Raw genomic sequence first — 25,786 nt, 5'->3', positions numbered from 1 at the left:
GCATGCCCCCGGACATTATCGGGGATATCGCCGGTTCTCCCGGCGATATCCGATGGTTATGTCCAATAGTTCACTCCGTCGGCGGTGCCGCGGGCTCGACGACAGGCTCGGGGACGGGGATCGGCACCGGCCGGAACGGCGAGGCATCGACCGGCAGGCCCGACAGGCGGATGATGGTCGGCAGCCCCCATTTGCGGCCGTTGACCTGTTCATCGGCGTTGAGGCCGGGCTTGCCGGCAGCGACCAAATCCGCCTCGACGCTGTCGAGCAGCTCGTCCTTGTCGGGCGTCCATCCGGGCTCCAGATTGAAGAAGGACAGCGGATCGCCTTTCAGGAGGCCTGCGAACGTCGCTGCGACGATGATCGAGCCGAGCGTTCCCAGACGATCGCCGGCGCCGCCGACGGTCAGCGTCGAGCCCTCGACCTGGGGATCGAACTCTGCCTCCCGCAGGATGTAGTACCAGAGGGCCTCCCGCTCATCCTCGTTGATCTTGATGATCGGGATATCCAGGAGCTTGGCGATTTCGATGGCCGACGGTAGCTGCATCCTGACGCCGCGCACCAGATTGCGGGCCGCAAGCACGTTGAGGATCCTGGTGTTGTCGCCCGGCTTGTCGGGATCCTCCGGCAGTTCGCGCAGCGCATTCGCCAGCACGCCGTCGAACTTGCGGGCAACCTGCGGGAATGTCGGCCGCACGGAGGACGACATCCTGAGGAACCAGTCCCACTGGACGACCCGGTCCGGGTGCAGCGCGCGAAAACCTCTGAGGTCCTCGGCATTGAACTTGAAGGTCGGCGTGAAGACGCCGACGCCCTTGGCGAAATTCGTCTGGTAGCCGTTGCGGACCAGCGAATGCCCGAACCGGTAGGCGGCGACCGAAAACTCCAGCGGCATGAACGGATTGTTCTTCCAGTCGTAGACGTCTTCGTAACCGAGCTCCCAGAAGGTGCGCCCGTTGCCGGCGTCGCGATCCTTGCGAAGCGCCCGCTTGTGGACGGAGGGATCGCAGATGCGAGCCATGTAGTCGTGCCAGATGATCCACTGGTAGAGCCGCCGCAGCGTCTTCCGCGCCGCCTCGAAGGCCTTCCTGGACGACATGCCCTTCTTGACCGCCGCCTTGACGAGCGTGTTATGGGCCAGAAGGAAGGCCAGGTGCAGCTGGGAGACAATGGCATTTTCGTCATTGCGCGGGTCACCGATCAGAGCGGTATCCTGGCCTGCGGCGCGCGGCAGATCCTTGAACGGCGTGCCGGCAATCTCGCCGATCCGAAAACAGCCCGGCGCAGTCTTGTCGTAGAGATAGGGCTGCGCATCCGGCCCCTGCCCGTAGATGCAGTCGAGATCGAGCCGCGGCGTCCGGAAGTTATGAAGCCGGTTCGGATCGAGTTCCGCCTCGCTGAGCGGCGTCGTGTCCAGCGTCAGGTCATGATCGATGAACTGACCGAAATAGACGTAACCGGACGGAAGTTTGGAGTCGCCCGCGGGCGGCGCCGTCGTATCGACCATCTTGGTCGCGACGAAATTCATGAAATAGGCTTCGAGTGCCGCAGCACTCCCTATCCCTGCACCTGTAAAACCGGTTGTATCCGGCTCCCAGCCCGGAAGCTCAGGAAACAACCGCCCGAAACCTCCCTGGTAAAATCGAGAACGTGGCGCGGTTACTTCAAAATTCTTCTCTCCATGATGCATAACAAACTCCCCTCCACCTTGGTTGAATACCCTCCAGCACTTTTCCCGCGGCGAACTATACTCCGATTACTCGGGTTTTCAACCTGTATATCTGTTAACTCTACCTTAAGTATAATTTAGACATCGCTAATTGATTACATTCGATGAACCGCCCTTGCCTTCTCTCCAAAAATCCGTATAAGCGCGCTGTTCGCAATACCCGGTCTTCTGGCTGGTGGCTGAACGGAGGGCAGGTTTGCCGCAAGGCAAGCCGCAGGGACCATAGGGTCCAAGCCTCCCGTGTCTCCGCTCTCGACCGTCTCGATACAACACTTTTCTTGCCTCGGGTTTTCCCGTTCAGGAGCAGTCGTTGAGGCTTAGCCGCCGAGGTCCGGGTAGACAACCGCAAGAAAAGGCAAAGCTACATGGCTCTTTACGAACACGTATTCCTTGCCCGGCAGGATATGTCCGCTCAGCAGGTTGATGCCCTCGTCGAACAGTACAAGGGCGTCATCGAAGCTAACGGCGGCAAAGTCGGGCGCATTGAAAACTGGGGCCTCAAGTCCCTCACCTACCGCATCAACAAGAACCGCAAGGCTCATTACGCCCTGATGGACATCGACGCACCGGCTCCGGCCGTACACGAGATGGAACGCCAGATGCGCATCAACGAAGACATTCTTCGCTACATGACGATCGCCGTCGAGAAGCATGAAGAAGGTCCGTCGGCGATGATGCAGAAGCGCGACCGTGACGACCGCCCGCGCCGTGATGGCGACGACCGTGGTCCGCGCCGCGAATTCGGCGACCGTCCGCCGCGCCGCGAAGGCGGCTTCGGCGACCGTCCGGACCGTGGTCCGCGTGAAGGCGGCTTCGAGCGCCGTCCGCGCGAAGACCGTGCGTAATAGAGGCTAAGGAGAAAAGACCATGGCTGACGTATCATCATCCTCCTCCCAGGCACGCCGTCCGTTCCATCGCCGCCGCAAGACCTGCCCGTTCTCGGGTGCCAATGCGCCGAAGATCGACTACAAGGACGTACGCCTCCTGCAGCGCTACATTTCCGAGCGCGGCAAGATCGTTCCGTCCCGCATCACGGCCGTTTCCCAGAAGAAGCAGCGCGAACTCGCCCAGGCGATCAAGCGCGCCCGCTTCCTCGGCCTGCTGCCCTACGTCGTAGCGTAATTACGAATATCGGACCCGCTGATTAAGAGTCAGCGGGTCAAATCCCTTCCGCGATGGGCGCGGATCGGAATTTCCAAATCCCATGTTGGGGATGAAGTACCTGAGAGATAGATTCAGGTGTGATCCCCTAACTGCTTCAAAAAGCAGGACAGCGAGACCGTGACGAACAAGATACAGACAGTGCTGCCCACCGGCATCCTTGCCGGCATTGCCGCCACCCTGCTCGTGCTGGGTGCGAATGCGCAGCTGTCGTTTGCGTCCGTGCTCTACGCCGCCTCCTCGCTTCCGATCTTCATCGCCGGCCTCGGCTGGGGCAATCGCGCCGCCGTCATCGGCATCGTCACCGCCGGCATCCTTGGCGCCATCCTCGTTTCGCCGATGTTTGCGGTCGCCATGGCAGTGTTCACGCTGATCCCGGCGGGCTGGCTGTCGCATCTCGCCAACCTTGCGCGTCCCGCCTCCGAACTCGGCGGCCCGGACAACCTGATGGCCTGGTATCCGATCTCGGATATCCTCCTGCATCTCTGTGGCCTGGTGACGATCGCCGTCATCGCGCTCGGGGTCGCAATCGGCTACGGCCCGGAACTTACCGACCGGATGGTCGATGCGATGATCGCGGCTCTGCAGGCCCAGGAACCTGCCTTCACGCCGGAACCGGCGGGCATGGCGCAGACCAAGTCGGTGCTGGTGCTGATGCTGCCGCTCGTCCAGGGCGGCGTCTGGGTAACGCTGCTGTTTGCTGCCTTCTACATCGCCGTGCGCATCGTGTCGCGCTCCGGCCGGGCCGTCCGTCCGCGCGAGGACATGCCCTCGGCACTCCGGATGAACCGGCACGCGATCTTCATCTTCCTCGGCGGCATCGTGCTCGCTTTCCTCGGCGGCGTTCCGGCGATGATCGGCGCGACGATCTGCGGCACGTTCGGCGCCGGCTTCCTGATGGCGGGTTTCGCCTCCTTGCACTTCCGCAGCCTCGGCAAGGACTGGCGCATCCCGGCCCTAGTCCTCTGCTATCTCTCTTCCATGCTTGTCCTGCCGGCCATCGCGATCCTCATCCTGGGGCTTACCGATACAAGGCGGACGATCGCGCTGACCCCGCTCAAAGCGGGCGCCAGCCCCGACAACAAGACTACCGAAAACAAGATTGACTGATCGAAAGGAAACCTGAATCATGCAAGTCATTCTGCTTGAACGCGTACCGAAGCTTGGCCAGATGGGCGAAACCGTCAAGGTCCGCGACGGCTTTGCCCGTAACTACCTTCTGCCGCTGGGCAAGGCTCTCCGCTCCAACGAAGCCAACAAGAAGCGCTTCGAATCCGAGCGCGCCACTCTCGAAGCCCGCAACCTCGAGCGCAAGGGCGAAGCTCTGAAGGTCGCCGAAGTCCTCGACGGCAAGTCCTTCGTCGTCGTGCGCGCCGCCGGCGAAACCGGCCAGCTCTACGGCTCCGTCGCTGCCCGCGACATCGTCGATGCGCTCGCTGCCGAAGGCTTCACCATCGGCCGCAACCAAGTCGACCTCAACACGCCGATCAAGGAAATCGGCCTGCACAAGGTCTCGCTGCACCTGCATGCGGAAGTCGAAGTTTCGGTTGAACTGAACGTCGCCCGCTCCGCTGAAGAAGCCAGCCGCCAGTCCCAGGGCGAAAGCCTCACCTCGGCCGACGCCATCTACGGCGTCGACGAAGATGCGCTGCGTCCGGAAGACTTCTTCGATCCGGAAGCCGACGGCGCCGGCGACGACGAATAAGCTTCGTTCCAAAGACTGTTCAAAGAGCGCCCGGGCCGACAAGGCCCGGGCGCTTTTTTGTCTTTTTCGGGCTATAAAAGAGAGTGATCCCCCGAGTCGATTCGCTCCGGGAACACAGTCAAACGGATTTACGGTTTCCGACCGTTTTTCGCTTCACGGCGCAGTTTTGCCTGTGAACTACTGTGGGAATCAATATTGCCGTTTCGTGACAGGCCAGACACCTCTAAGGGTACTGCCGGGGTACAGGGACAGAACGGAAAACACCATGAACGACGCAGTACGCAAGCTCGCCAACATCCAGCCGGCAGAGCCGCATTACCGCGAAGCCCCGAACAATATCGAGGCCGAACAGGCGCTTCTCGGCGCGATCCTGGTCAATAACGACGCCTATTACCGCGTCTCCGATTTTCTCAAGCCCGTCCATCTCTACGAACCGCTGCACCGCAAGATCTTCGAGGTTGCCGGCGACATCATCCGGATGGGCAAGACCGCCAATCCGGTGACGATCAAGACCTTCCTGCCCGCCGACGACAAGGTCGGCGATCTGACGGTGGCGCAATATCTCGCGCGCCTCGCCTCCGAAGCCGTGTCGATCATCAACGCGGAAGACTACGGCCGGGCGATCTACGACCTGGCGCTCCGCCGCGCGCTGATCACCATCGGCGAGGACATGGTCAACATCGCTTTTGACGCGCCGCTCGACATGCCGCCGCAGACGCAGATCGAGGATACCGAACGCCGGCTGTTCGAGCTCGCGGAAAACGGTCGCTACGACGGCGGCTTCCAGTCGTTCAACGACGCGGTGGCGCTCGCCATCGACATGGCCGGCCAGGCCTTCGAGCGCGACGGCCATCTTTCCGGTGTCTCGACCGGCATCATGTCTCTCGACAGCAAGATGGGCGGGTTGCAGCGTTCCGACTTGATCGTGCTTGCGGGACGCCCCGGCATGGGCAAGACATCGCTTGCCACCAACATCGCCTATAACATTGCCGCCTCCTACGAACCGGAAGTCCAGCCGGACGGTTCGTTCAAGGCCAAGAACGGCGGCGTCGTCGGCTTCTACTCGCTCGAAATGTCGGCCGAACAGCTCGCCACCCGTATCATCTCCGAGCAGACGGAAGTCTCCTCGTCAAAGATCCGCCGCGGCGACATCACCGAGGCCGATTTCGAAAAGCTCGTGGCCTGCTCCCAAATGATGCAGAAGGTGCCGCTGTTCATCGACCAGACCGGCGGTATCTCGATCGCCCAGCTTTCCGCCCGCGCCCGTCGCCTCAAGCGCCAGCGCGGCCTCGATTGCCTGGTGGTCGACTATATCCAGTTGATGACCGGCTCGGGCAAATCGGGCGAGAACCGCGTCCAGGAAATCACCCAGATCACAACGGGTCTGAAGGCGCTCGGCAAGGAGCTGAACGTGCCAATCATCGCGCTGTCGCAGCTCTCGCGCCAGGTGGAAAGCCGCGACGACAAACGCCCGCAGCTCTCCGACCTTCGCGAATCGGGCTCGATCGAACAGGACGCCGACGTGGTGCTCTTCGTGTTCCGCGAGGAATATTACGTGAAGAACATGGAACCCCGCGACATCGCTGACCCGAAATATCCCGAATGGGAAGTGCTGATGGACAAGGTCAAGGGCACGGCGGACGTGATCATCGCCAAGCAGCGCCACGGACCGACTGGCACAGTCAAGCTCGCCTTCCAGTCGGAATACACCCGCTTCGCCGATCTGGCCGACCCGAGCTTTACGCAATACGAAGAGCATTGATTGGGGCGTTGGCTACTTTGAGCCTAAACAGGAAGCGCGCCCATTTCTCGCATAGCCGCCTCAAGCTCTTCACGCCGATGCTCCGGACACGGGTGCTTTCGTTTGTTTGGATCATACCGGTTCGGTGCTTGTCGATTCGTCATGCCATGCTGAGATAAAATGTGAGCTATCCAGCACGTTTTAGGAACGAACAATCGGGTACGCTTGGTATAGACTTGAATATCTTTGTAAGTAGCCATTTCTCTGTCCTGCATTGCCGGAAACCCAGTAGAATACGCGCCTCTTAGGCCGTCAATGTTAGAAATGACGCTAGTGTGCCGAGTTTTCCCGATGGCTTAGATGGTATAGAAGGCCGCGCCGATGACAACCGCAACAATCCGAATTCAGCGGGGTGACGAAGCTGCGCTTCAAGACGCCGCAGGGGGCTTTCTCAACGCTTGGAAAACCGGCAAAGCTCAGGAGCACGTCTTCAGCTTCTCCTCCCCCGAACAGCTCTTTACCGTCCTGACGCCCAAGCGCTGGACATTGATCGAGACGTTGCAGAGCCTTGGCCCCTCGACCTACCGCGCTTTGGCCACAGCCCTTTCCCGCGATGTGAAGCGGGTGCATGAGGACACGGCCGTTTTGATCGAATGGGGTCTTGTCGAGGTGAACGACGATGGTCGCATCCACGTACCCTACGACGTCATCCATGCGGATTTCGACCTGCGCAGCGTTGCCTGAATTCCCGACGGCCTAAAAGATTGTGCAGCGCGAAAGATTTTGCGGGCGCGGTCTTTTTCCTGCCTTCGAAACGGGTAGGATCGCTGCGACCGTTCTCATGCCCCCGATCCTCATGCCCTACGAGCCGACATGACCGATTTCGACAGCGAGCTTTCCTATCCCGACGATTTCGACATTGCGCCCGTCCGGCTGACGGTCGATCTGGGCGCGCTTGCCGACAATTGGCGGGAGATGGCGCGGCGTTCGGGAACGGCGCGGACGGCGGCTGTCGTCAAGGCGGATGCCTATGGGCTAGGGCTCGAGGATTGCGGCATAACGCTTTACGAGGCCGGCGCCCGGGATTTCTTCGTCGCCGTGACGCGAGAAGGCGTGACGCTGCGCGCCTATGCACCCGACGCCCGCATCTATGTTCTCTCCGGGATATGGCCCGGCCAGGAGGCTATGTTCTTCGAACACGATCTGGTGCCGGTTCTGGCCTCGGAAGAACAGCTCGCCTTCTGGATGTCGGTGACATCGGAATATGGCGACCATCCCTGCGCTTTGCAGGTGGATACCGGCTTCAACCGGCTCGGCCTGCCGCTCGAGGATGCGATCGCCTTTGCCGACGACGTGTCGCGGCCGGCAAGCTTCTCGCCGGTCCTGGTGTTGTCGCATCTTCATAGCGGCGACACGCCCTCCTCGCCCCTCAACGAGAAACAGCTTTCGGCTTTCCGGAAGGTCGCAGAGGCTTTCGAAGGCATCGAAACGAGCCTTTCGGCTTCCGCCGGGATCTTTCTGGGACCGGACTATCATTTCGATCTCACTCGCCCCGGCATCGCGCTTTATGGCGGCGAGGCGGTCGTCGGAGTGCCGAATCCGATGAAGCCGGTTGCCAAGGCGGAAGCGCGCATCATCCAGATCCGCGACGGGAAAAAGGGCGAGACGGTAAGTTACGGCGGCACCTACCAGCTCTCCCGCGACAGCCGGCTGGCGATCGTTTCCGCGGGTTATGCGGACGGCTACAGCCGAGCGCTTTCCGGCTCCGGCGTGCCGTTGCGTCAAACGGTGAAGGATGGCGGCTTCGGCTTCGTCGCCGGCCGCAAGGTTCCGGTCATCGGCCGCATCACCATGGACCTGACGATCTTCGACGTCACCGATATCCCGCCATCGGAGATCCAGGCCGGCGACTATGTCGAGTTGTTCGGCCCGAACATAGATCTCGACGACGTCGCCCGCGCCGCCGGCACGATCGGCTACGAACTGCTGACCAGCCTCGGTCTGCGCTACGAGCGGCGTTATCTATATCCCGAGGATTGATCGGCGCTCGCTTGCCTCTTGGAAGCGGAAATCCCTCGTGCTATACGAGAACAAAAGGAGATCGAAATGACCGAGATCCATCTGAGCGAGAAACAGCGGGCGTTTATCGACGCCCAAGTCGAGGCCGGAGTCTACAAGGATGCCAACGAGGTTGTTGCGGCCGGTTTGCGCCAGCTTCAAGAAAAAACGGAAACGCTGAAGCGATTGATCCAGGAAGGGCTGGACGATGTCGAAGCGGGCCGAGTGATGAGTTTTGAAAGCGGCGAGGAGTTGACGGCGCACATTCTCAAGATGGCAGAGGAACGGAAGAATGCAAGCGCGCCGTCTCAACGTGTCCCAACGCGCGCTGACCGATCTTCTGGAAGATTATGAGTATACCTCGCAATTCAATCCGATAGCCGCAAGACGCCTGCTGGACGACCTCAATGCCAAGATGGCCTCGTTAGCGGAACTCGGCCTTACCGGCAGTTCCCGAGAATTCGTTCCTGGATTGCGGGCCTTCCCCTTTCGCGGCAGGTGCATCTATGTCGTGATCGACGAAACGACGATGCATGTCCTGCGCGTTCTTCACGGACATCAGGACGTTTCTGCCGACAACTTCCCAACCGACGAAACCTGAATTCCCCATGGCAAAATCCAAAACTCAATTCGTGTGCCAGAACTGCGGCACGGTGCATAACCGCTGGGCCGGCAAGTGTGACGGCTGCGGCGAGTGGAACACCATTATCGAAGACGACCAGATGGGCGGCATCGGTGGAGGCCCCGGCAAGGTGCCGAAGAAGGGCCGTGCCGTGGCACTCACCACATTGTCCGGCGAGACCGAGGAAGCGCCGCGCATCTTCACCGGCATTTCCGAACTCGACCGGGCGACTGGCGGCGGGTTCGTGCGCGGTTCGGCGGTGCTGGTCGGGGGCGATCCGGGCATCGGCAAGTCGACGCTTTTGATGCAGGCGGCGGCCGCCCTTTCCCGTCGCGGCCACCGGATCATCTACGTGTCGGGCGAAGAGGCGGTGGCGCAGGTGCGGCTGCGTGCCCAGCGGCTGGATGCCGCCGATACCGAGGTGCTGCTCGCGGCCGAAACCAATGTCGAGGACATCCTCGCCACGATCGGCGAAGGCAAGCGCCCCGACCTCGTCATCATCGATTCGATCCAGACGCTATGGAGCGACACCGCCGATTCGGCGCCGGGCACCGTCACCCAGGTGCGCACCGGCGTGCAGGCGATGATCCGGTTCGCCAAGCAGACCGGGGCCGCCATGGTTCTTGTCGGCCACGTCACCAAGGAAGGCCAGATCGCCGGCCCGCGCGTCGTCGAGCACATGGTCGATGCGGTCCTCTATTTCGAAGGCGACCGTGGCCACCACTACCGCATCCTGCGCACCGTCAAGAACCGATTTGGCCCAACCGACGAGATCGGCGTCTTCGAAATGTCCGACAAGGGGCTTCGCGAAGTCACCAATCCGTCCGAGCTTTTCCTCGGCGAGCGCAACTCGAAATCGCCAGGGGCCGCGGTCTTTGCCGGCATGGAGGGCACGCGGCCGGTTCTGGTCGAGGTGCAGGCGCTGGTGGCGCCGACCTCGCTCGGCACGCCGCGGCGTGCCGTGGTTGGCTGGGATTCGTCGCGCCTGTCGATGATTCTCGCGGTCCTCGAGGCCCATTGCGGCGTCAAGCTCGGACAGCACGATGTGTATCTGAACGTCGCGGGCGGTTATCGCATTACCGAGCCTGCGGCCGACCTCGCGGTCGCGTCCGCACTGGTATCCTCGCTTGCCGGTCTTGCTCTGCCGGCCGATTGCGTCTATTTCGGCGAAATCAGCCTCTCGGGCGCGGTGCGGCCGGTTTCGCAGACTGCGCAACGCCTTAAGGAAGCTGAGAAACTTGGTTTTGCAGGAGCGATGCTGCCGGCCACGTCCGCGGAGGTGCCGAAGGGCGCGAACGGACGCTGGGTGACGATCGAGGACCTGCCGGATCTGGTATCCCGCATCGCGGGTTCCGCCGCCAAGCTGAGACAAACGCCGGAAGATGATTGATCTTCCGTTAACAAGCCCGCTGATGTATGACGGCTGCGGTAAGGCGGGGCGCCGGGCTTGAAGCCGGCAAGTCTTGAAGTCGGCAAGTCTGGAGTAGATCATATATGCCCATCACGATTTTCGATGGTATCGTCATCGCTGTGACGCTGTTTTCCGCCGTTCTCGCCATGGTTCGCGGTTTTTCGCGAGAGGTGCTGTCGATCGCAAGCTGGGCTGGCTCGGTCGCCGCCGCCTATTACCTCTACCCCCTGCTTCTGCCCTATGTGAAGCCGCACCTGAGTGACGAGCGTATCGCGATCGCCGCGTCCGCCGGTGCCATCTTCCTGATCGCGTTGATCATCATCTCGTTCATCACCACAAGAATCGCCGATTTCATCATCGACAGCCGCATTGGCGCGCTCGACCGGACGCTCGGTTTCCTGTTCGGCGCCGCCCGCGGCATCCTGCTGCTCGTTGTGGCCGTCGCATTCTGGAACTGGCTGGTGGCCGCCAACGCCCAGCCGACCTGGGTGACGCAGGCGAAATCGAAGCCGTTCCTCGACACGCTCGTCGCCCGCCTCGAAGCCGTGCTGCCCGCCGATATCGAGCCGCAGATCCGCGCCCGCATCCTCGGCCGCGGGGCAGCGCCAACCGATGGCGCTCCGGCTCAGGATCAGCCGACGGCAGACGACGCGCCTGCGACAAATAATTGACGCGATCTTGCGCTTGATGCAGCGCAAAACGTCACCATTTGTGGTATCATTCGCATTCAAGTGAAAAGCAGGCTGGTTTCCGGGGAGGTTCTCCCCGGCCGGCCTTTCCATTTTTCCGACAGGGACAGGTTGTCCACAGGGATAAGGGGCCAAGATGAAGCAGGCGGTTTCCGAGACGTTCGCCGAAGACAGCGTCAACGAGTGGGATGGCGATACGCTGCATGAAGAATGCGGCGTGTTCGGCATTCTCGGCCATCCCGAGGCTGCGACGCTGACGGCGCTCGGGCTGCACGCCCTGCAGCATCGCGGTCAGGAAGCGGCCGGCATTGTCTCCTTCGACGGGTTGCGCTTCCATTCGGAACGCCGCATGGGCCTCGTCGGCGACCATTATACCGATCCCGTCACCCTTGCCCGCCTGCCCGGCAATATCGCGATTGGCCACAACCGCTATTCGACCACCGGCGAAGTGGCGCTGCGCAACGTCCAGCCGCTGTTCGCCGAACTCGAAGTCGGAGGCATCGCGGTTGCCCATAATGGCAATTTCACCAATGGCCTGACCCTGCGCCGGCAGCTGATCGCCGGCGGCGCCATCTGTCAGTCGACCTCCGATACCGAAGTCGTCCTGCACCTCATCGCCCGCTCCCGTTATTCGTCGACCGCGGACCGGTTCATCGACGCGATCCGGCAGATGGAAGGCGGCTATTCGATGCTCGCCGTCACCCGCACCAAGCTGATCGCCGCGCGCGACCCAACCGGCATCCGCCCGCTGGTCATGGGCGAACTCGACGGCAAGCCGATCTTCGCGTCCGAGACCTGCGCGCTCGACATCATCGGCGCCAAGTTCGTCCGCGACGTGGAGAACGGTGAAGTCATCATCTGCGAAATCCAGGCTGACGGCTCTATCTCGATCGACGCCCGCAAGGCCGGCAACGGCCAGCCGGAACGGCTCTGCCTGTTCGAATACGTCTATTTCGCCCGCCCCGATTCCGTCGTCGGCGGCCGCAGCGTCTATGTGGCGCGCAAGAACATGGGCATCAACCTCGCCAAGGAAGCGCCGGTCGAAGCCGACGTCGTCGTGCCCGTGCCGGATGGCGGCACGCCTGCTGCTCTCGGCTACGCCCAGGAAAGCGGCATTCCGTTCGAATACGGCATCATCCGCAACCACTATGTCGGCCGCACCTTCATCGAGCCGACCCAGCAGATTCGCGCCTTCGGCGTCAAGCTCAAGCATTCCGCCAACCGGGCGATGATCGAGGGCAAGCGCGTCGTGCTCGTCGACGATTCGGTGGTGCGCGGCACGACGTCGCTGAAGATCGTCCGGATGATCCGCGATGCCGGCGCCAAGGAAGTGCATCTGCGCGTCGCGAGCCCGATGATCTATTACCCTGACTTCTACGGCATCGACACGCCCGACCGCGACAAGCTGCTCGCCAACCAGTACGACAGCCTCGAAGCCATGTGCCAATATATCGGCGCGGACAGCCTCGAATTCCTGTCGATCAACGGCCTCTACCGCGCCGTCGGCGGCGAAGACCGCAACAACGCCCGCCCGCAATTCACCGACCATTACTTCACCGGCGATTACCCCACCCGCCTGCTCGACAAGGACGGCGAGACGATGGGCCGCAAGGTTTCGGTACTGGCGAGCAACGGCTGAGACGAGCTTCCTCCCTGAAGCTGAAATTAAGCGCCGAGCCAGTTCGCCGCACCCACATCGGGAGCCGTGAAAGCCTCTCCCGCGCGCAAGGACTTGCGCGCACCGGATCGCTGTGACAAGCACAGGGCTACGGAGAGCGAGGCCGGGCTCCTGCGACAAGCAGCTGTCGCCTCCTCCACCAATATCCATCGGCGACTGTAATGACCGTCGCGCGCATTGCATTTGAGGGCGGAAAATCATGAATATCGATCTGAAGGGCAGGATCGCGCTGGTGACCGGCGCATCGCGGGGCATCGGCTATTTCACGGCGCTGGCACTCGCGAAAGCCGGCGCGCATGTGATCGCCACCGCGCGCACCGTCGGCGGCCTCGAGGATCTTGACGATGCGATCAAGGCGGCCGGCGGCACCGCCACGCTGGTTCCCTTCGACATCACCGACATGGCGGCGATCGACAAGCTCGGCGCCTCGATCTTCGAGCGCTGGGGCAAGCTCGACATCCTCGTGGCGAACGCCGGCATCCTCGGCGTCATCTCGCCGCTCGGCCATATCGAGGCGAAGGTGTTCGAGAAGGTAATGCTGACCAACGTCACCGCCACCTGGCGACTGATCCGCTCGGTCGAGCCGCTGCTGACGAAATCCGATGCCGGCCGCGCGCTGATCCTGTCGTCCGGCGTTGCATCCAAGGCACCGGCGTTCTGGGGCGCCTATTCGATCTCCAAGGCGGCCGTCGAAAACATGGCCCGCATATGGGCTGCCGAGACCGCCCACACGCCGCTCAAGGTCAACATCGTCAATCCAGGCGCTACCCGCACTGCCATGCGCGCTCAAGCGATGCCCGGCGAAGATCCGGAAACCCTGCCGCATCCGTCGGAAGTCGCCGAAAAGATCCTCTTCCTCGCCTCCCCCGACCTTCAGGATACCGGCCGCCTGTTCGTCGTGCGCGACAACAAGTTCGCGGATTTTCGCGCGCCGGAATAGAGGCACCGCTCGCCGCAAGAAGCCTGGATGATGCAACCGCACCTTACCGACGAGCAAAGAGAGCAAGCGACGGCGACCGCCAATCTCGTCGCCGCGGCGATGGCCCGCCTTCACCGCGAACATGGGGACGCCGCCGTCATGGAGGCGATGCGATTGATCAGCTCCGCCATGACCGACGACGCGCGGCGCAGGTCCATCGCCCAGGCCCTGCTCGACAACAGCAACCCGCCGACCGAAAGAGGCCGCTGAGGCGACCTAGACGTTCTCCGCCTCCTGATCCAGCGTCTTGGCGTGGCGCTGCAGACTTTCGCTGAGTTTGCGAAGCTGTTTCTCGTCCAGTTTCTCGATGCCGATGAACTCGTTGGCAGCCTGGCTGGACAGGATCAGCTCGTCGAGTTTCGCCTGGACCGCCTCGCCGTCCCTGTTCTGGGAATTTTGCAGGACGAAGACCATCAGGAAAGTGATGATCGTCGTTCCAGTGTTGACCACCAGCTGCCAGGTTTCCGAGAATCCGAAGAACGGTCCGGTGACGCCCCAGATGACGATCAGGACAACGGCCGCAACGAACGTGACCGGCTTTCCCGACCAGGAGGAGATGGCGCTCGAGAAGATGTCGAAAACGTTGCGATGTCTATCCTGTCTGGCCATTTCGGTATCCATCCGATTGCTGGAATGCGTGCCCATCAACGTGCAAAGCGCATGTTTTGATCCCGGCGGCGCGCGCCGGGGAGATACCCCATGTATGAAAATCCGATTTTCTGCTATGCTGCAGGTCCTGCGATAGGGCGCAGGAACTTCATATCTCGGGGGAATATCTGATGAGAAACATCGCCTTCTATTTCTTCGGCGCGGCTGTACTCTGTGTCACCGTCGGCATGTTCTGGGGCATTCAGATGGCCATCTCCGGCGACCATCTGATGGCGCCGGCGCATGCGCATCTGAACCTGGTCGGCTGGACGACTATGGGGATTTTCGGTCTCTACTACACGGTGACCCCGACGGCAGCCGATTCAGTGCTGTCGAAGGTCCATCTCGGCTTTGCGGTTCTCGGGGTGCTCTGTATCGTGCCGGGCATCGCGATGGCGGTGTCCTCGGGCGGCGAGGCGCTTGCCGCGATCGGCTCGATCCTCACCGTCGTGTCGATGCTGATCTTTCTGTTCACCGTCGCCAGAAACGGCATCGGCCGCAAGACGGCGTAGGTCAGGTTTCGGAGATCCCGCGCGGGCAAAGCCCACTTGACCAAACGGCTTGCCCGCGCCATAACCACCTCCATGAAAACGGCGATTTCCATTTGTGGGATCATTATCCGCTAGCGTTCGCGCTGGCCCGGCCGTTTTCGTCTCTCGAAAAGCCTTGAAGACAAACGACCCGGCCGGAGCCGGATGCTTTCGTGTCTCCTGAACGCGAAAGCATCCGGTTCCTAGTTGATAGTGAGAGCGGGATGTCGTCCGAAAACCGCGTACACTTTTCGGCATCCCGCCCAGCCGGATGCTCGCCGTGCGAGACTTTGGGGAGATTTTTCTATGAGCATTTCGCTCAGGTTCTACAATACGCTGACCCGTGAAAAGACGTCGTTCGCGCCGATCGACCCCCAGAACGTACGCATGTATGTCTGCGGCCCGACGGTCTACGACTACGCCCATATCGGCAATGCCCGACCGGCCATCGTCTTCGACGTGCTCTTCCGGCTGCTCCGCCATGTCTATGGCGAGGCCCACGTCACCTATGCCCGCAACATCACCGACGTCGACGACAAGATCAACGCGCGGGCGCTGCGCGACCATCCCGGCCTGCCGCTCAACGAGGCGATCCGCCTCGTCACGGAAAAGACCGAGACGCAGTACCACGAGGACATCGCCCTGCTCGGCAACCTGGAGCCGACCGTCGAGCCGCGTGCCACCGACACCATTGCCGAGATGATCGAGATCATCGAGAAGCTGATCGGCAACGGCCATGCCTATGTGGCAAAAGGCGAAGTGCTGTTCGATACCAAGTCGATGGCCGACTACGGCCAGCTTTCCAAGCGTCCGCTCGACGAGCAGCAGGCCGGCGCCCGCGTCGCGGTCGATGCGCACAAGAAAAACCCGAGCGATTTCGTGCTGTGGAAGCTCTCCTCCCACAACGAACCCGGCTGGGAAAGCCCCTGGGGCCGCGGTCGTCCGGGCTGGCATATCGAGTGCTCGGCGATGAGCCGGCGCTATCTCGGCGAAGTGTTCGACATCCATGGCGGCGGGCTCGACCTGATCTTCCCGCACCATGAAAACGAGATCGCCCAGTCGCGCTGCGCCCACGGCACCGAGGTGATGGCGAATGTCTGGATGCATAACGGCTTCGTGCAGGTCGAAGGCCGCAAGATGTCGAAGTCCGAGGGCAATTTCATCACCATCTACGACCTGCTGCACACCGAGAAATTCGGCGGCCGCCAATGGCCGGGCGAGGTGCTGCGGCTTGCCATGCTGATGACGCACTATCGCGAGCCGATCGATTTTTCGGTGAAGCGGCTGGAAGAGGCCGAGCGCCTTCTCGCCAAATGGCCGGCGGCGGAGGCTTCCGGTGCCGCGCCTTGCGATACGGTGATCAACGCGCTTGCCGACGACCTCAACACGGTCGCCGCCGTGCAGGCGCTGCACGCGCTGGCGCAGGAGGCCCATGGCGACCCGGACGCACTTGCGGTGTTTGCCGCCAGTGCCGCGTTTCTCGGCGTACTGCCTGAGAAAACCGAGGTCGACGAGGCACTGGCGTCCGCCGTCGATGCGCTGGTCGCCCTGCGGCTCGAAATGCTCAAGGCGAAAAATTTCGCCGAGGCCGACAAGATCCGCAACGAACTGTCGGACAAGGGCATCCAGCTGAAAGACGGCAAGGACCCGGCAACGGGTGAGAGGGTGACGACCTGGGAGGTGAAGCGCTAAGCTTCATCTCCCGAACAATGCGCGAGGAGCCAAGCGGTGATCGATCACATGGGTATCAAGGTCGCGGATTTCGACCGCGCCAAAGCATTCTACGACGCAGCCTTCGCGCCGCTCGGTGCCTCGCTGCTTTACATGGTTCCGGCTGAATATACGGGTGGCGTCAAGGTCGGCGGCTACGGGCGCGAGCGGCCGATCTATTGGCTCCATGAGGATAAGCCGGTTCCTGGTCACTCCCAGCATGTCGCGTTTACCGCCAACAGCCGCGCCGAGGTGGACGCCTTCTACGAAGCCGCAATCGCCGCCGGCGGCCGCGACAACGGTCCGCCCGGCCTGCGGACGCATTACCACCCGAACTATTACGGCGCCTTCGTCTTCGACCCCGATGGCAACAATATCGAGGCGGTGTGTCATGTGCAGGAAGGAACCCAAGGATGAGCGCGGCGATCCACACCGGTGGGTGTCAGTGCGGGGCGGTGCGCTACCGGGCAGAGGGCGAGATCGGGTTTCCGCATCTGTGCCATTGCCGCATGTGCCAGAAGGCGGCGGGCAATTATTTCATGCCGCTCGGCGGAGTGATGCATGAAAATTTCAAGCTGACGCGCGGCGAGCCGGCCTGGTTCCGGTCGTCGGAAACAGTGCGGCGCGGGTTCTGCGAGAAATGCGGCACGCCGCTCTTTTATGACGGGTCGAGCGATCATATGAGCATCACGCTCGGTTCGCTCGACGATCCGCAATCGGTGAAGCCGGAGTTGCAGACCAATCTTGCCCACAAGATGTCCTGGTTCGGCGAGCTCGATCACCTACAGCACGATAACGCCATGGACATAACCGAGGAACAGGAAAAGACTGTCTCGGCCAGCAGTAACCAGCACCCCGACCACGACACCGCGGTCTGGCCTCCAGGCGATCGACATGCGGAGGGCCAATCATGAGCGAAACCATCCGAACCGGCGGCTGCCAGTGCGGCGCGATCCGCTTCCGGCTTGAAGGTGAGCCGTTCGATTCTTCGGTCTGCCATTGCCGAATGTGCCAGAAGGCCTTCGGCGCCTATTATGCGCCGCTGGTGGCGACCGGCGAGGCAAAGCTCACTTGGACGCGCGGCGAACTGAAATACTTCCAGTCGTCGAACCACGTCCGGCGCGGATTCTGTGGGGACTGCGGCACGCCGATGACCTACGAGGCGGCGGACGGGATCGCGATCTCCGCCGGCAGCTTCGACGACCCGACCCTGCTGCCGCCGGTCGTGCAGTTCGGCGTCGAGGGCAAACTTCCCTTCGTCGACCGGCTGTCCGAATTGCCGGCGCGCCACACGATGGACGATATCGACACCGCCCCCTTCCTGGCCGATATCGTCTCCTACCAGCATCCCGACCACGACACCGAAATCTGGCCGCCGGAGAGCGGTCCGCCAGAAAACCAGCCACCGGAGAACAAGCCATGAGCGAAACCCTTAGAACAGGCGGCTGCCAGTGCGGCGCCGTGCGCTTCCGGATCCATGGTGAACTCGGCCGCGCCTCGATCTGCCATTGCCGCATGTGCCAGAAGGCCTTCGGCGGCTTTTTCGGGCCGCTGGTCACCGTGCCGAAGGACGGTGTCGAGTGGACCCGCGCCGAGCCGAAATATTTCCAGTCCTCGGTCAATATCGACCGCGGTTTCTGCGAGAATTGCGGCACGCCGCTCACCTACCGCTACCCGGGCGGCCTGGACCTGGCGATCGGAGCCTTCGACAAGCGCGACGATCTCGCCCCGAAAATCCAGGTGAACTACGCCTCGCATATCCCGTGGGTGACGACGATCTTCAACCAGCCGGTCCGCGACAGCGGCGAGGACGCCGTCCAGCAGGAGCAGATCATCTCCTTCCAGCATCCCGATCACGATACTGAAAACTGGCCGGCAAAGGGTCTCCATCTATGACCGAAGTTCTGCGTACCCTCTATCCCGAGATCGAACCCTACGCGACAGGCCGGCTCGATGTCGGCGACGGTCATGTGATCTACTGGGAGCGGGTCGGCAAGCCGGGCGCGAAGCCCGCCGTCTTCCTGCATGGCGGCCCCGGCGGCGGCTGCAAGCCCAACCAGCGCCGGCTCTTCAACCCGGACCTTTACGACGTGGTGCTGTTCGACCAGCGCGGCTGCGGTCGTTCCACCCCGCATGCAAGCCTCGAGGCCAACACGACCTGGCACCTGGTCGCGGATATCGAGCGGCTGCGCGAAATGGTCGGCGTCGACAAATGGCAGGTTTTCGGCGGTTCCTGGGGTTCGACCCTGGCGCTTGCCTATGCGGAAACCCATCCCGAGCGGGTAACCGAACTTCTGGTGCGCGGCATTTATACCCTGACCCGGCCGGAGCTCGACTGGTACTACCAGTTCGGCGTCTCGGAAATGTTCCCTGACAAGTGGGAAGCCTTCGTCGCCCCCATTCCGGAAGCCGAGCGCCACGAGATGATGGCCGCCTATCACCGCCGCCTCACCGGCACCGACAAGGCGGAACAAATCCGCTGCGCCAAGGCCTGGAGCGTCTGGGAGGGCTCGACCATCACGCTTCTGCCGAACCCCGAACTGGCGTCGGACCATGACGACGACCATTTCGCGCTCGCCTTCTCGCGCATCGAAAACCACTTCTTCATGAATGCCGGCTGGCTGGAAGACGGGCAGCTCCTGCGCGACGCCACGAAGCTCAAGGGCATTCCCGGCGTCATCGTGCACGGCCGCTACGACATGCCCTGCCCGCTGAAATATGCCTGGCAGCTCTCGAAAGTCTGGACGGACGCGGATTTCCACATCATCGAGGGCGCCGGGCATGCGGTCTCGGAACCGGGGATTACCGACCAGCTGATCCGCGCGACGGACCGGTTTGCGGGGAAGATTTGACCGGTGTTCCTGCAGCCCCCTCACCCGGCCTCCGCTTCGCTCGGCCACCCTCTCCCCGCTGGGGAGAGGAAGAACGGCAACGGTGCGGCATATCTTCTTCTCCCCAGCGGGGGGAAGGTGGCGGCAGCCGGATGAGGGGGTGTCGTGAAATTCGGACGCCTATTTCAGAACTGACACCGCTCCAGGAGGAGCACCCATGACACGCGAACGCATCTATCTCTTCGACACAACGCTGCGCGACGGGCAACAAACCCCCGGCGTCGATTTTTCCGTCGAGGACAAGATCGCCATCTCCAACCTGCTGGACGAATTCGGCATCGATTACGTCGAGGGCGGTTATCCCGGCGCCAATCCGACCGACACCGCCTTCTTCTCGGAGAAGCGCACGGTGAAATCGAAATTCGTCGCCTTCGGCATGACCAAGCGGGCCGGCATTTCGGCCTCCAACGATCCGGGGCTGGCCGTGCTGCTGCAGGCGAAAAGCGACGCCACCTGTTTCGTCGCGAAAAGCTGGGACTACCACGTCCGCGTCGCGCTCGGCTGTTCGAACGAGGAGAACCTCGAATCGATCCGCGACAGCGTCGAGGCTGCCCGCGGCGCTGCCAAGGAGGCGCTGGTCGATTGCGAACATTTCTTCGACGGCTACAAGGCCAATCCCGAATATGCGCTTGCCTGCGCCAGGACGGCCTATGAAGCGGGTGCGCGCTGGGTGGTGCTCTGCGACACCAATGGCGGCACCCAGCCGGGCGAGATCCGCGCCATCGTCGAGGCGGTGATCGCATCGGGCATTCCGGGCACCTCGCTCGGCATCCATGCCCATGACGATACCGGCCAGGCGGTCGCCAATTCGCTCGCCGCGATCGAGGCGGGCTGTCGGCAGATCCAGGGGACGCTGAACGGCATCGGCGAGCGCTGCGGCAATGCCAATCTGGTGACGATCATCGCGACGCTTGCCCTGAAGGACGCTTACGCCACCCGGTTCGAGACGGCGATCGACGCGGAGCGGCTGACCGGCCTCACCCGCCTCAGCCACGCCTTCGACGAGTTGTTGAACCGCTCACCCAACCACCAAGCGCCTTATGTCGGCGCTTCCGCCTTCGCCACCAAGGCTGGCATCCATGCCTCGGCGCTGCTCAAAGACCCACGAACGTACGAACACGTGACGCCGGAAAGTGTCGGCAACCTGCGCAAGGTGATGGTGTCCGACCAAGGCGGCAAGTCGAACTTCATCAACGCGCTGAAGCGCCGTGGCATCGAGGTCGGCAAGGACGACCCGAAGCTCGACCAGTTGATCTCGATCGTCAAGGAACGCGAGGCGACCGGATATGCCTATGAAGGCGCCGATGCGAGCTTCGAACTGCTCGCCCGCCGCACGCTCGGCACCATTCCCGAGTTCTTCGCGGTCGAAGGTTTCCGGGTGATGGTCGAGCGCCGGTTCGACTCGCATGGCAAGATCAAGATCGTCTCCGAAGCGGTGGTCAAACTCGTCGTCGATGGGCAGACGCTGATGTCGGTGGCCGAGGGGGACGGCCCGGTCAACGCGCTCGACCGGGCGCTGCGCAAGGATTTCGGCAAATACCAGCACGAGATCGACGACCTGGTGCTCGCCGACTTCAAGGTGCGTATCCTGAACGGCGGCACCGAGGCGATCACCCGCGTGCTGATCGAATCCACCGACGGCGACGGCGTGCGCTGGTGGACGGTCGGTGTCTCGGAAAACATCATCGACGCCTCGTTCCAGGCGCTGATGGACTCGGTCATATACAAGCTGATGAAGAACCGGGAACTGGCGGGCAAGATCGCGGCGGAGTGAGGCTTGTAAAACGCTACACACTCGATCGGCCCGGCTAACCATCATATATGGGCGCGGGTCGATCGTTTCCTCGACTTCAGCGGCATGCTGGTCTAATGCTCCGGTATAGACAGAGGTTTTGGTCGAGCCAAGAACCGGCACCTTTGCACCCCGATCTGCGACTCCTCCTTGGAAGAGCGCAATCGCAACCTGCGGAAAGCCTGCCCATGACGGCGTCCCCGAATTTTCGTACCGAACCTTGACCGGCTCCAATCCACCCTCATCGCTCGAACTGCTTGGCTGGTCCGATTTCTTTGCGGCTCAGGTCGAGTCGCATGAAGCGGATCTCGCACCCCGGCGCGTCGCTTCGGTTCACCGGGCGCGCATCGATGCGATCGACATCAGCGGGCCGGTCGAGATCGAACTTCCGCCCAATAGCAACACCGCGGATTTTGCGGTTGGCGACTGGGTTCTTGCCGATCCGCTGACGGGCATGCTCGTGCGCCGTCTCGACCGGAAAACCGTGTTTCAACGGCGCGCGGAAGGCGGGCACGGCCAGCAGCTTGCCGCGGCCAATGTCGATACGCTGTTCATCGTCACGTCGTGCAATGCCGATTTCAACCCGGGGCGGCTGGAACGCTACCTGATCATGGCCAACCAGGCCGCGACCAATCCGGTGATCGTGCTGACCAAGGCCGACACGGTCGAAGATGCCGGCCCGTTCGAGCAGCAGGCCAAGGCGCTGCAGCGCGACCTGCCGGTGGTCGTCCTCAATGCGCGTACAACGGATGCCGTTGCCTTGCTGAAGCCCTGGTGCGGCGTCGGGCAGACCGTAGCGCTTGTCGGCTCCTCCGGCGTCGGCAAGTCGACGCTGGTCAACACGCTCGCCGGGCATGCCTCCGACACGATGCAGAAGACCGGCAGCATTCGCGAACGTGATGCGAAGGGTCGTCACACCACGACGGCACGGTCGCTGCACGCGATTGCCGGCGGCGGCTGGGTAATCGATACGCCGGGTATCCGGACGCTTTATGTCAGCGACGTCACCGACGGCATCGATACGCTGTTTGCCGAAATCACCGATCTGGCGCCGAATTGCCGGTTTCGCGATTGCACCCACGCCCACGAACCGGGCTGCGCCGTGCAGGCAGCCGTTGCCAAAGGCGAACTTTCCGCCGAGCGCCTGGAACGCTGGCGCAACCTGCTTGCGGAAAACCGCGACAGGACGCCGGTTCTGAGCGGGCCGAAGGGCAACAAGATCGTCCGCAAGAAGAAATACTGAAGGTTTCGCGCGAAAACCGTCCCTGCAGGAGTTGGCAGGCGGCCCCGAATCCTGTGGCCCGATCCGGGCCATTGTGTTTCAGGGGCTTTCGTACCATATAGACGGTACATTGAGGCAGCCGCTCGCGGTAATGACGCAGCAGCACCTGGCAACCAACCCCCTCACTATTTCATTAATCCAAAGAGGCTTCGGCATTCTGCCGGAGCATCGAGATCGGAGACGTTCATGTCTGAAAAAAAAGCAAACACCCCGGACCAGCCTTACCAGCCCATCCCCTTTGCCAAGAAGCATCGCATTTCGGTTGAGGATGCGAAGGCGATCATCGAAAAGCACGGCGCAGACCGGAAGTCGGCCGACAAGGAAGCACGGCGCGTAGCCGTCTAATCCTTCTCGCCTGCAAGACGACTGGAAGAACCGGAGACTGAGGATGCCGCACCCGGCTATTGAACCTTCAGTCCCAGTTCCGCCAGGATATCTCCGGCCTGCTGCCGCGAGATCGTTGCCCCCTTGAACTTCCTGGCGTCGATCAGCTTCAGTCCGCCGAGGTCCGCGCCGCGCAGATCGGCCCCTTCGAACCTGGCATCGACGAGCCCTGTATCACGCAGGCTGCAGCCGTCGAACACGACGTCGCGAAAATCGCATTTCGACAGATCGGCCATGCCAAAATCGACCCGCTCTATCCGGGACTTCCGGAACGACAGTGCGGGAAGTCTCGCCTGCGCCAGGATGGTTTCCTTGAACGACAGGCCAAGCGACGCGATCCGCGTCAGGTTGGCACCGGTCAGCTTGCAGCCGACGAACCGGGTGTCGTTCATTCTGGCTTCCAAAAAAGCGGCGTTGTTGAAGTCGCAATTCCGGAACTCCACCTCCGCGAGGTTGGCGCCTGTAAAATTGGCGAACGGCCCCCGGCACCCCTCGAACTTCGCCCCTTCCAGGTCCGCGGCCCGCAGATTGACGGTCGTCATCCTGCAGTTTCGAAATTCCCAGCGCTGAAGATCGAGCCCCGACAGGTCTGCTTCCTCCAGCGCAGCCGTTCAGGACCACCGTGTTTCCGGCCGCCGTAAAGCCAAGCACCTCCGCGCGTCCGATCCGTTGTTCGGAAACCTCGATGGGATCCTGCTCCGCCATGACCTTCGCCTCCGCCGACATTCGTTCGGCGTGATTGATCAGAGATTCGGGTTGGAAACAATCGGCGAGGCGGAATGGCGCGGCACACTCCCTCTGATTGACCGCCTTAATGGAAAAGTGGGCTGACGCTCTCACACCTCCTCAAAACTCAGCCCCCAATCCTCCTCGCCATACCACTCGCCCTCTTGAGGCGGCCGATGCCAGCGCAGGCTGCGGACCTGATAGCCGCGGCGGGAGCGGAAGGCTTCCGCCAGCCCCTCGTGACGGCCTGGCGGAGGTGGCTGCTGGCCTTCCGCCCAGACGAAGGAGACCGGCTGCAGGAACCTGGCGCCAAAACCCGACGCTCGCCGGTCGATCATCAGGAAACCCGCAGAACGGGTAAAGCCGCTCCGCCGGCCGTTGTCGATCGCCGGAAAGCCGAGCGGGAAGAGCGCGCGCCCCGAGACCGCGAGATTGTCGATCCAGACGGCCGGCGGGTGGTCGAGCGCGAAATTGGCGTAGATCACGTCCGCGTCCTCCTTCGGCCATTCTGTCGCGTCGCCGCGGACGAGTTCGACATTCGCGTAGTCCGCCAGGTTTTGCCGCGCCTTGTCGGCGAGGACCTCATCGTATTCAACGGCGATCACCCGGCCCGACGGCCCCACCAGCTCGGCGATGATGGCTGTGTAATATCCAGTCCCGGCGCCGAGATGAGCGACGGTCTCTCCTTCGCGGATGCCGAGCGCGTGAAGGGCCCCGGCATGCAGCGACGGCATGCCGTTGTTGACGCCCCGGCCCGTATCCAGCCCGACCAGCACATCCTGGTAAAGCACCAGCGGATCGGTGGAGGCGAGCTCGCGGTAGTTGCGAAAGTCGTTATAGACCCAGGGCGGCGGGCCGACGAATTGTTCGCGCGGCACCTTGGCGAAGGCCGCGAAAAGGCGCGCGTCCGCGCTCACGCCGGCCTTCGCCGAGATCTGGCGGGCATAGATCTGCCGGTGCAACGGCTGGCTTTCGAAATCCATCCAACTCCTCCGTTCTGACAAGGGCTCACTATCGCAAGCCAAGCCGACAGAATCGCGACAAACGATAGGTTCTTCAATGAAATGAATTGGTCCGGCTCAACCTATTCGTTTAAACGGGGGATAACCAGAACAACATACCGGAAACACCCCACATGGCCACCGACACCGCCGCGGCGACGACCGTGAAGAACGAAGATACTCCGCGTGGCTTCGCCTTCGGGCTGACGGCTTATTTCCTCTGGGGCTTCCTGCCGTTCTACCTGAAGGCGGTCGCCCATATTCCCTCGCTCGAAGTGCTGGCGCACCGGGCGATCTGGTCGGTGCCGGTCGCCGGGATCGTTCTGTTGATCCTGCGTCGCACCGGCGATCTCAAGGTGGCGGTGCAGAACCCGCGCATGCTGGCGATGGCGTGCCTGACCGCCCTGATCATCATGGCGAACTGGGGCATCTATGTGTGGGCGGTCGCCGCCGGGCGGGCGCTCGATGCGGCGCTCGGGTATTTCATCAATCCGCTGTTCAGCATTTTCCTGGCGGCGGTGCTGCTCAAGGAGCGACTGGCGCCGGTTCAGCTCGCCGCGATCGGCCTTGTCGTGGTGGCGGTGGCGATCCTCACCTATGACGCGGGCGGATTGCCGTGGGTTTCGCTGGCGCTCACCTTCACCTGGGGGTTCTATGCGCTGTTCCGGAAAACCCTGCCGATCGGCCCGAACCAGGGTTTCTTCCTGGAAGTGCTGCTGATCAGCATTCCCTGCCTGCCCTATGTGATCTGGCTGGAATCGACCGGCCAGGGCCATCTCCTCAATTCGACCGGCTGGGACACGTTCATCCTGATGACCGCCGGCATCGTCACCGCCGCACCGCTGATGATCTACGCCAACGGCGCAAAACTCCTGAAGCTCTCGACCATCGGCATCATGCAGTATATCGCGCCGACGATGATCTTCCTGATCGCGGTCTTCGCCTTCCACGAGCCGCTCAGCCCCGTGAAGCTCGGGGCCTTCGTCCTGATCTGGACGGCGCTGGCAATCTATACCTGGTCGCTTCTGAAGCAAGCGCGCGGCCGATAG

General features: G+C 62.3%; 29 protein-coding genes. 25 read left to right on the top strand and 4 right to left on the bottom strand.

Features of this window, described 5'->3' with window-relative positions; genetic code table 11:
* Positions 1-70: 70 nt before the first annotated feature.
* A complete protein-coding gene (locus C5J22_RS03940; protein ID WP_172746520.1) occupies positions 71-1,618 on the bottom strand; it encodes a peroxidase family protein in 1,548 nt (515 codons plus the stop codon).
* Positions 1,619-2,094: 476 nt separating this feature from the next.
* On the opposite strand from C5J22_RS03940, the gene rpsF reads away from it, so the two are divergent.
* From rpsF to C5J22_RS03865, 14 genes are all read left to right on the top strand, one after another.
* Entirely contained in the window at positions 2,095-2,574 is a 480-nt protein-coding gene (gene rpsF, locus C5J22_RS03935) for a 30S ribosomal protein S6 (protein WP_046636463.1), read from the top strand.
* A 22-nt stretch (positions 2,575-2,596) separates the two neighbouring features.
* Positions 2,597-2,851, top strand: coding sequence for a 30S ribosomal protein S18 (gene rpsR, locus C5J22_RS03930; protein WP_007771634.1), 255 nt, complete (start codon positions 2,597-2,599; stop codon positions 2,849-2,851).
* 159 nt (positions 2,852-3,010) lie between these two features.
* The gene (locus C5J22_RS03925; protein ID WP_105437282.1) at positions 3,011-4,000 is read left to right on the top strand and encodes a DUF2232 domain-containing protein; all 990 of its coding nucleotides are present in this window, start codon (positions 3,011-3,013) and stop codon (positions 3,998-4,000) included.
* Between the two features lie 19 nt (positions 4,001-4,019).
* Positions 4,020-4,595: a 50S ribosomal protein L9 gene (gene rplI / locus C5J22_RS03920; RefSeq protein WP_105402905.1), complete on the top strand. Its 576-nt coding sequence runs from the start codon at positions 4,020-4,022 to the stop codon at positions 4,593-4,595.
* 265 nt (positions 4,596-4,860) lie between these two features.
* Positions 4,861-6,357, top strand: coding sequence for a replicative DNA helicase (locus C5J22_RS03915; protein WP_046605633.1), 1,497 nt, complete (start codon positions 4,861-4,863; stop codon positions 6,355-6,357).
* Positions 6,358-6,717: 360 nt separating this feature from the next.
* Positions 6,718-7,080 carry a transcriptional regulator gene (locus tag C5J22_RS03905; protein WP_105437280.1) on the top strand — a complete coding sequence of 121 codons (363 nt, stop codon included), beginning with the start codon at positions 6,718-6,720 and terminating at the stop codon, positions 7,078-7,080.
* Between the two features lie 129 nt (positions 7,081-7,209).
* Positions 7,210-8,376, top strand: coding sequence for an alanine racemase (alr, locus tag C5J22_RS03900; RefSeq protein WP_105437279.1), 1,167 nt, complete (start codon positions 7,210-7,212; stop codon positions 8,374-8,376).
* 66 nt (positions 8,377-8,442) lie between these two features.
* Complete coding sequence (locus C5J22_RS03895) at positions 8,443-8,748, top strand: type II toxin-antitoxin system ParD family antitoxin (RefSeq protein ID WP_105437278.1); 306 nt, start codon at positions 8,443-8,445, stop codon at positions 8,746-8,748.
* Positions 8,687-8,995, top strand: coding sequence for a type II toxin-antitoxin system RelE/ParE family toxin (locus C5J22_RS03890; RefSeq protein WP_105437277.1), 309 nt, complete (start codon positions 8,687-8,689; stop codon positions 8,993-8,995). Before C5J22_RS03895 ends, C5J22_RS03890 begins: the two co-directional genes overlap by 62 nt.
* A 7-nt stretch (positions 8,996-9,002) precedes the next feature.
* Positions 9,003-10,406 carry a DNA repair protein RadA gene (radA, locus tag C5J22_RS03885; RefSeq protein ID WP_105426720.1) on the top strand — a complete coding sequence of 468 codons (1,404 nt, stop codon included), beginning with the start codon at positions 9,003-9,005 and terminating at the stop codon, positions 10,404-10,406.
* A 104-nt stretch (positions 10,407-10,510) separates the two neighbouring features.
* Entirely contained in the window at positions 10,511-11,098 is a 588-nt protein-coding gene (locus C5J22_RS03880; protein WP_105437276.1) for a CvpA family protein, read from the top strand.
* A 154-nt stretch (positions 11,099-11,252) separates the two neighbouring features.
* Positions 11,253-12,755 (top strand): amidophosphoribosyltransferase, encoded by a 1,503-nt coding sequence (gene purF, locus C5J22_RS03875; protein ID WP_105437275.1) that lies wholly within the window; start codon positions 11,253-11,255, stop codon positions 12,753-12,755.
* 238 nt (positions 12,756-12,993) lie between these two features.
* Complete coding sequence (locus C5J22_RS03870) at positions 12,994-13,734, top strand: SDR family NAD(P)-dependent oxidoreductase (protein WP_105426722.1); 741 nt, start codon at positions 12,994-12,996, stop codon at positions 13,732-13,734.
* 27 nt (positions 13,735-13,761) lie between these two features.
* Entirely contained in the window at positions 13,762-13,983 is a 222-nt protein-coding gene (locus C5J22_RS03865) for a hypothetical protein (protein ID WP_046636453.1), read from the top strand.
* A gap of 6 nt (positions 13,984-13,989) precedes the next feature.
* Here the strand turns inward: C5J22_RS03865 and C5J22_RS03860 are convergent, their stop codons facing one another.
* The gene (locus C5J22_RS03860; RefSeq protein WP_105437635.1) at positions 13,990-14,382 is read right to left on the bottom strand and encodes a low affinity iron permease family protein; all 393 of its coding nucleotides are present in this window, start codon (positions 14,380-14,382) and stop codon (positions 13,990-13,992) included.
* Between the two features lie 170 nt (positions 14,383-14,552).
* Between C5J22_RS03860 and C5J22_RS03855 the strand changes: the two genes are divergently transcribed.
* The 10 genes from C5J22_RS03855 (at position 14,553) to C5J22_RS31010 (ending at position 22,971) form a co-directional block, all read left to right on the top strand.
* Positions 14,553-14,933: a hypothetical protein gene (locus C5J22_RS03855; protein WP_046667881.1), complete on the top strand. Its 381-nt coding sequence runs from the start codon at positions 14,553-14,555 to the stop codon at positions 14,931-14,933.
* Between the two features lie 324 nt (positions 14,934-15,257).
* Positions 15,258-16,643: a cysteine--tRNA ligase gene (gene cysS, locus C5J22_RS03850; RefSeq protein ID WP_105437274.1), complete on the top strand. Its 1,386-nt coding sequence runs from the start codon at positions 15,258-15,260 to the stop codon at positions 16,641-16,643.
* 36 nt (positions 16,644-16,679) lie between these two features.
* Positions 16,680-17,078 (top strand): VOC family protein, encoded by a 399-nt coding sequence (locus C5J22_RS03845; protein ID WP_105437273.1) that lies wholly within the window; start codon positions 16,680-16,682, stop codon positions 17,076-17,078.
* On the top strand, positions 17,075-17,575 hold the full coding sequence (locus C5J22_RS03840) for a GFA family protein (RefSeq protein WP_105437272.1): 501 nt from the start codon (positions 17,075-17,077) through the stop codon (positions 17,573-17,575). Before C5J22_RS03845 ends, C5J22_RS03840 begins: the two co-directional genes overlap by 4 nt.
* The gene (locus C5J22_RS03835; protein WP_105437271.1) at positions 17,572-18,084 is read left to right on the top strand and encodes a GFA family protein; all 513 of its coding nucleotides are present in this window, start codon (positions 17,572-17,574) and stop codon (positions 18,082-18,084) included. Before C5J22_RS03840 ends, C5J22_RS03835 begins: the two co-directional genes overlap by 4 nt.
* The gene (locus C5J22_RS03830) at positions 18,081-18,557 is read left to right on the top strand and encodes a GFA family protein (RefSeq protein WP_105437270.1); all 477 of its coding nucleotides are present in this window, start codon (positions 18,081-18,083) and stop codon (positions 18,555-18,557) included. The genes C5J22_RS03835 and C5J22_RS03830 overlap by 4 nt, the downstream gene beginning before the upstream one ends.
* The gene (gene pip / locus C5J22_RS03825; RefSeq protein ID WP_105437269.1) at positions 18,554-19,513 is read left to right on the top strand and encodes a prolyl aminopeptidase; all 960 of its coding nucleotides are present in this window, start codon (positions 18,554-18,556) and stop codon (positions 19,511-19,513) included. Before C5J22_RS03830 ends, pip begins: the two co-directional genes overlap by 4 nt.
* A gap of 196 nt (positions 19,514-19,709) precedes the next feature.
* Complete coding sequence (cimA, locus tag C5J22_RS03820) at positions 19,710-21,326, top strand: citramalate synthase (RefSeq protein WP_105437268.1); 1,617 nt, start codon at positions 19,710-19,712, stop codon at positions 21,324-21,326.
* Positions 21,327-21,564: 238 nt separating this feature from the next.
* Entirely contained in the window at positions 21,565-22,587 is a 1,023-nt protein-coding gene (rsgA, locus tag C5J22_RS03815) for a ribosome small subunit-dependent GTPase A (protein ID WP_105437267.1), read from the top strand.
* Positions 22,588-22,812: 225 nt separating this feature from the next.
* A complete protein-coding gene (locus tag C5J22_RS31010; protein WP_172746519.1) occupies positions 22,813-22,971 on the top strand; it encodes a hypothetical protein in 159 nt (52 codons plus the stop codon).
* 56 nt (positions 22,972-23,027) lie between these two features.
* On the opposite strand, the gene C5J22_RS03810 is transcribed toward C5J22_RS31010, so the two are convergent.
* Together C5J22_RS03810 and C5J22_RS03805 are read right to left on the bottom strand one after the other, a co-directional pair.
* On the bottom strand, positions 23,028-23,597 hold the full coding sequence (locus tag C5J22_RS03810; RefSeq protein WP_245440310.1) for a pentapeptide repeat-containing protein: 570 nt from the start codon (positions 23,595-23,597) through the stop codon (positions 23,028-23,030).
* A 249-nt stretch (positions 23,598-23,846) separates the two neighbouring features.
* Complete coding sequence (locus tag C5J22_RS03805) at positions 23,847-24,719, bottom strand: protein-L-isoaspartate O-methyltransferase (protein WP_105437266.1); 873 nt, start codon at positions 24,717-24,719, stop codon at positions 23,847-23,849.
* Between the two features lie 152 nt (positions 24,720-24,871).
* Here C5J22_RS03805 and rarD point away from each other — a divergent pair, with 152 nt between their 5' ends.
* The gene (rarD, locus tag C5J22_RS03800; RefSeq protein WP_105437265.1) at positions 24,872-25,786 is read left to right on the top strand and encodes an EamA family transporter RarD; all 915 of its coding nucleotides are present in this window, start codon (positions 24,872-24,874) and stop codon (positions 25,784-25,786) included.

Source organism: Neorhizobium sp. T25_13 (genome assembly GCF_002968675.1).
GTDB lineage: Bacteria > Pseudomonadota > Alphaproteobacteria > Rhizobiales > Rhizobiaceae > Neorhizobium > Neorhizobium tomejilense.
This window is presented reverse-complemented; position numbering and strand designations above follow the sequence as displayed.

What these genes read in the sequence shown, in the direction of transcription:
- rarD (WP_105437265.1), top strand. Translation starts at nt 24,872, where the DNA reads ATGGCCACCGACACCGCCGCGGCGACGACCGTGAAGAACGAAGATACT.
- pip (WP_105437269.1), top strand. Translation starts at nt 18,554, where the DNA reads ATGACCGAAGTTCTGCGTACCCTCTATCCCGAGATCGAACCCTACGCG.
- rplI (WP_105402905.1), top strand. Translation starts at nt 4,020, where the DNA reads ATGCAAGTCATTCTGCTTGAACGCGTACCGAAGCTTGGCCAGATGGGC.
- C5J22_RS03870 (WP_105426722.1), top strand. Translation starts at nt 12,994, where the DNA reads ATGAATATCGATCTGAAGGGCAGGATCGCGCTGGTGACCGGCGCATCG.
- C5J22_RS03865 (WP_046636453.1), top strand. Translation starts at nt 13,762, where the DNA reads ATGATGCAACCGCACCTTACCGACGAGCAAAGAGAGCAAGCGACGGCG.
- C5J22_RS31010 (WP_172746519.1), top strand. Translation starts at nt 22,813, where the DNA reads ATGTCTGAAAAAAAAGCAAACACCCCGGACCAGCCTTACCAGCCCATC.
- cimA (WP_105437268.1), top strand. Translation starts at nt 19,710, where the DNA reads ATGACACGCGAACGCATCTATCTCTTCGACACAACGCTGCGCGACGGG.
- C5J22_RS03895 (WP_105437278.1), top strand. Translation starts at nt 8,443, where the DNA reads ATGACCGAGATCCATCTGAGCGAGAAACAGCGGGCGTTTATCGACGCC.
- C5J22_RS03880 (WP_105437276.1), top strand. Translation starts at nt 10,511, where the DNA reads ATGCCCATCACGATTTTCGATGGTATCGTCATCGCTGTGACGCTGTTT.
- C5J22_RS03905 (WP_105437280.1), top strand. Translation starts at nt 6,718, where the DNA reads ATGACAACCGCAACAATCCGAATTCAGCGGGGTGACGAAGCTGCGCTT.
- purF (WP_105437275.1), top strand. Translation starts at nt 11,253, where the DNA reads ATGAAGCAGGCGGTTTCCGAGACGTTCGCCGAAGACAGCGTCAACGAG.
- C5J22_RS03860 (WP_105437635.1), bottom strand. Translation starts at nt 14,382, where the DNA reads ATGGCCAGACAGGATAGACATCGCAACGTTTTCGACATCTTCTCGAGC.
- C5J22_RS03855 (WP_046667881.1), top strand. Translation starts at nt 14,553, where the DNA reads ATGAGAAACATCGCCTTCTATTTCTTCGGCGCGGCTGTACTCTGTGTC.
- C5J22_RS03805 (WP_105437266.1), bottom strand. Translation starts at nt 24,719, where the DNA reads ATGGATTTCGAAAGCCAGCCGTTGCACCGGCAGATCTATGCCCGCCAG.
- rpsF (WP_046636463.1), top strand. Translation starts at nt 2,095, where the DNA reads ATGGCTCTTTACGAACACGTATTCCTTGCCCGGCAGGATATGTCCGCT.
- C5J22_RS03830 (WP_105437270.1), top strand. Translation starts at nt 18,081, where the DNA reads ATGAGCGAAACCCTTAGAACAGGCGGCTGCCAGTGCGGCGCCGTGCGC.
- cysS (WP_105437274.1), top strand. Translation starts at nt 15,258, where the DNA reads ATGAGCATTTCGCTCAGGTTCTACAATACGCTGACCCGTGAAAAGACG.
- alr (WP_105437279.1), top strand. Translation starts at nt 7,210, where the DNA reads ATGACCGATTTCGACAGCGAGCTTTCCTATCCCGACGATTTCGACATT.
- radA (WP_105426720.1), top strand. Translation starts at nt 9,003, where the DNA reads ATGGCAAAATCCAAAACTCAATTCGTGTGCCAGAACTGCGGCACGGTG.
- C5J22_RS03835 (WP_105437271.1), top strand. Translation starts at nt 17,572, where the DNA reads ATGAGCGAAACCATCCGAACCGGCGGCTGCCAGTGCGGCGCGATCCGC.
- rpsR (WP_007771634.1), top strand. Translation starts at nt 2,597, where the DNA reads ATGGCTGACGTATCATCATCCTCCTCCCAGGCACGCCGTCCGTTCCAT.
- C5J22_RS03890 (WP_105437277.1), top strand. Translation starts at nt 8,687, where the DNA reads ATGCAAGCGCGCCGTCTCAACGTGTCCCAACGCGCGCTGACCGATCTT.
- C5J22_RS03840 (WP_105437272.1), top strand. Translation starts at nt 17,075, where the DNA reads ATGAGCGCGGCGATCCACACCGGTGGGTGTCAGTGCGGGGCGGTGCGC.
- C5J22_RS03915 (WP_046605633.1), top strand. Translation starts at nt 4,861, where the DNA reads ATGAACGACGCAGTACGCAAGCTCGCCAACATCCAGCCGGCAGAGCCG.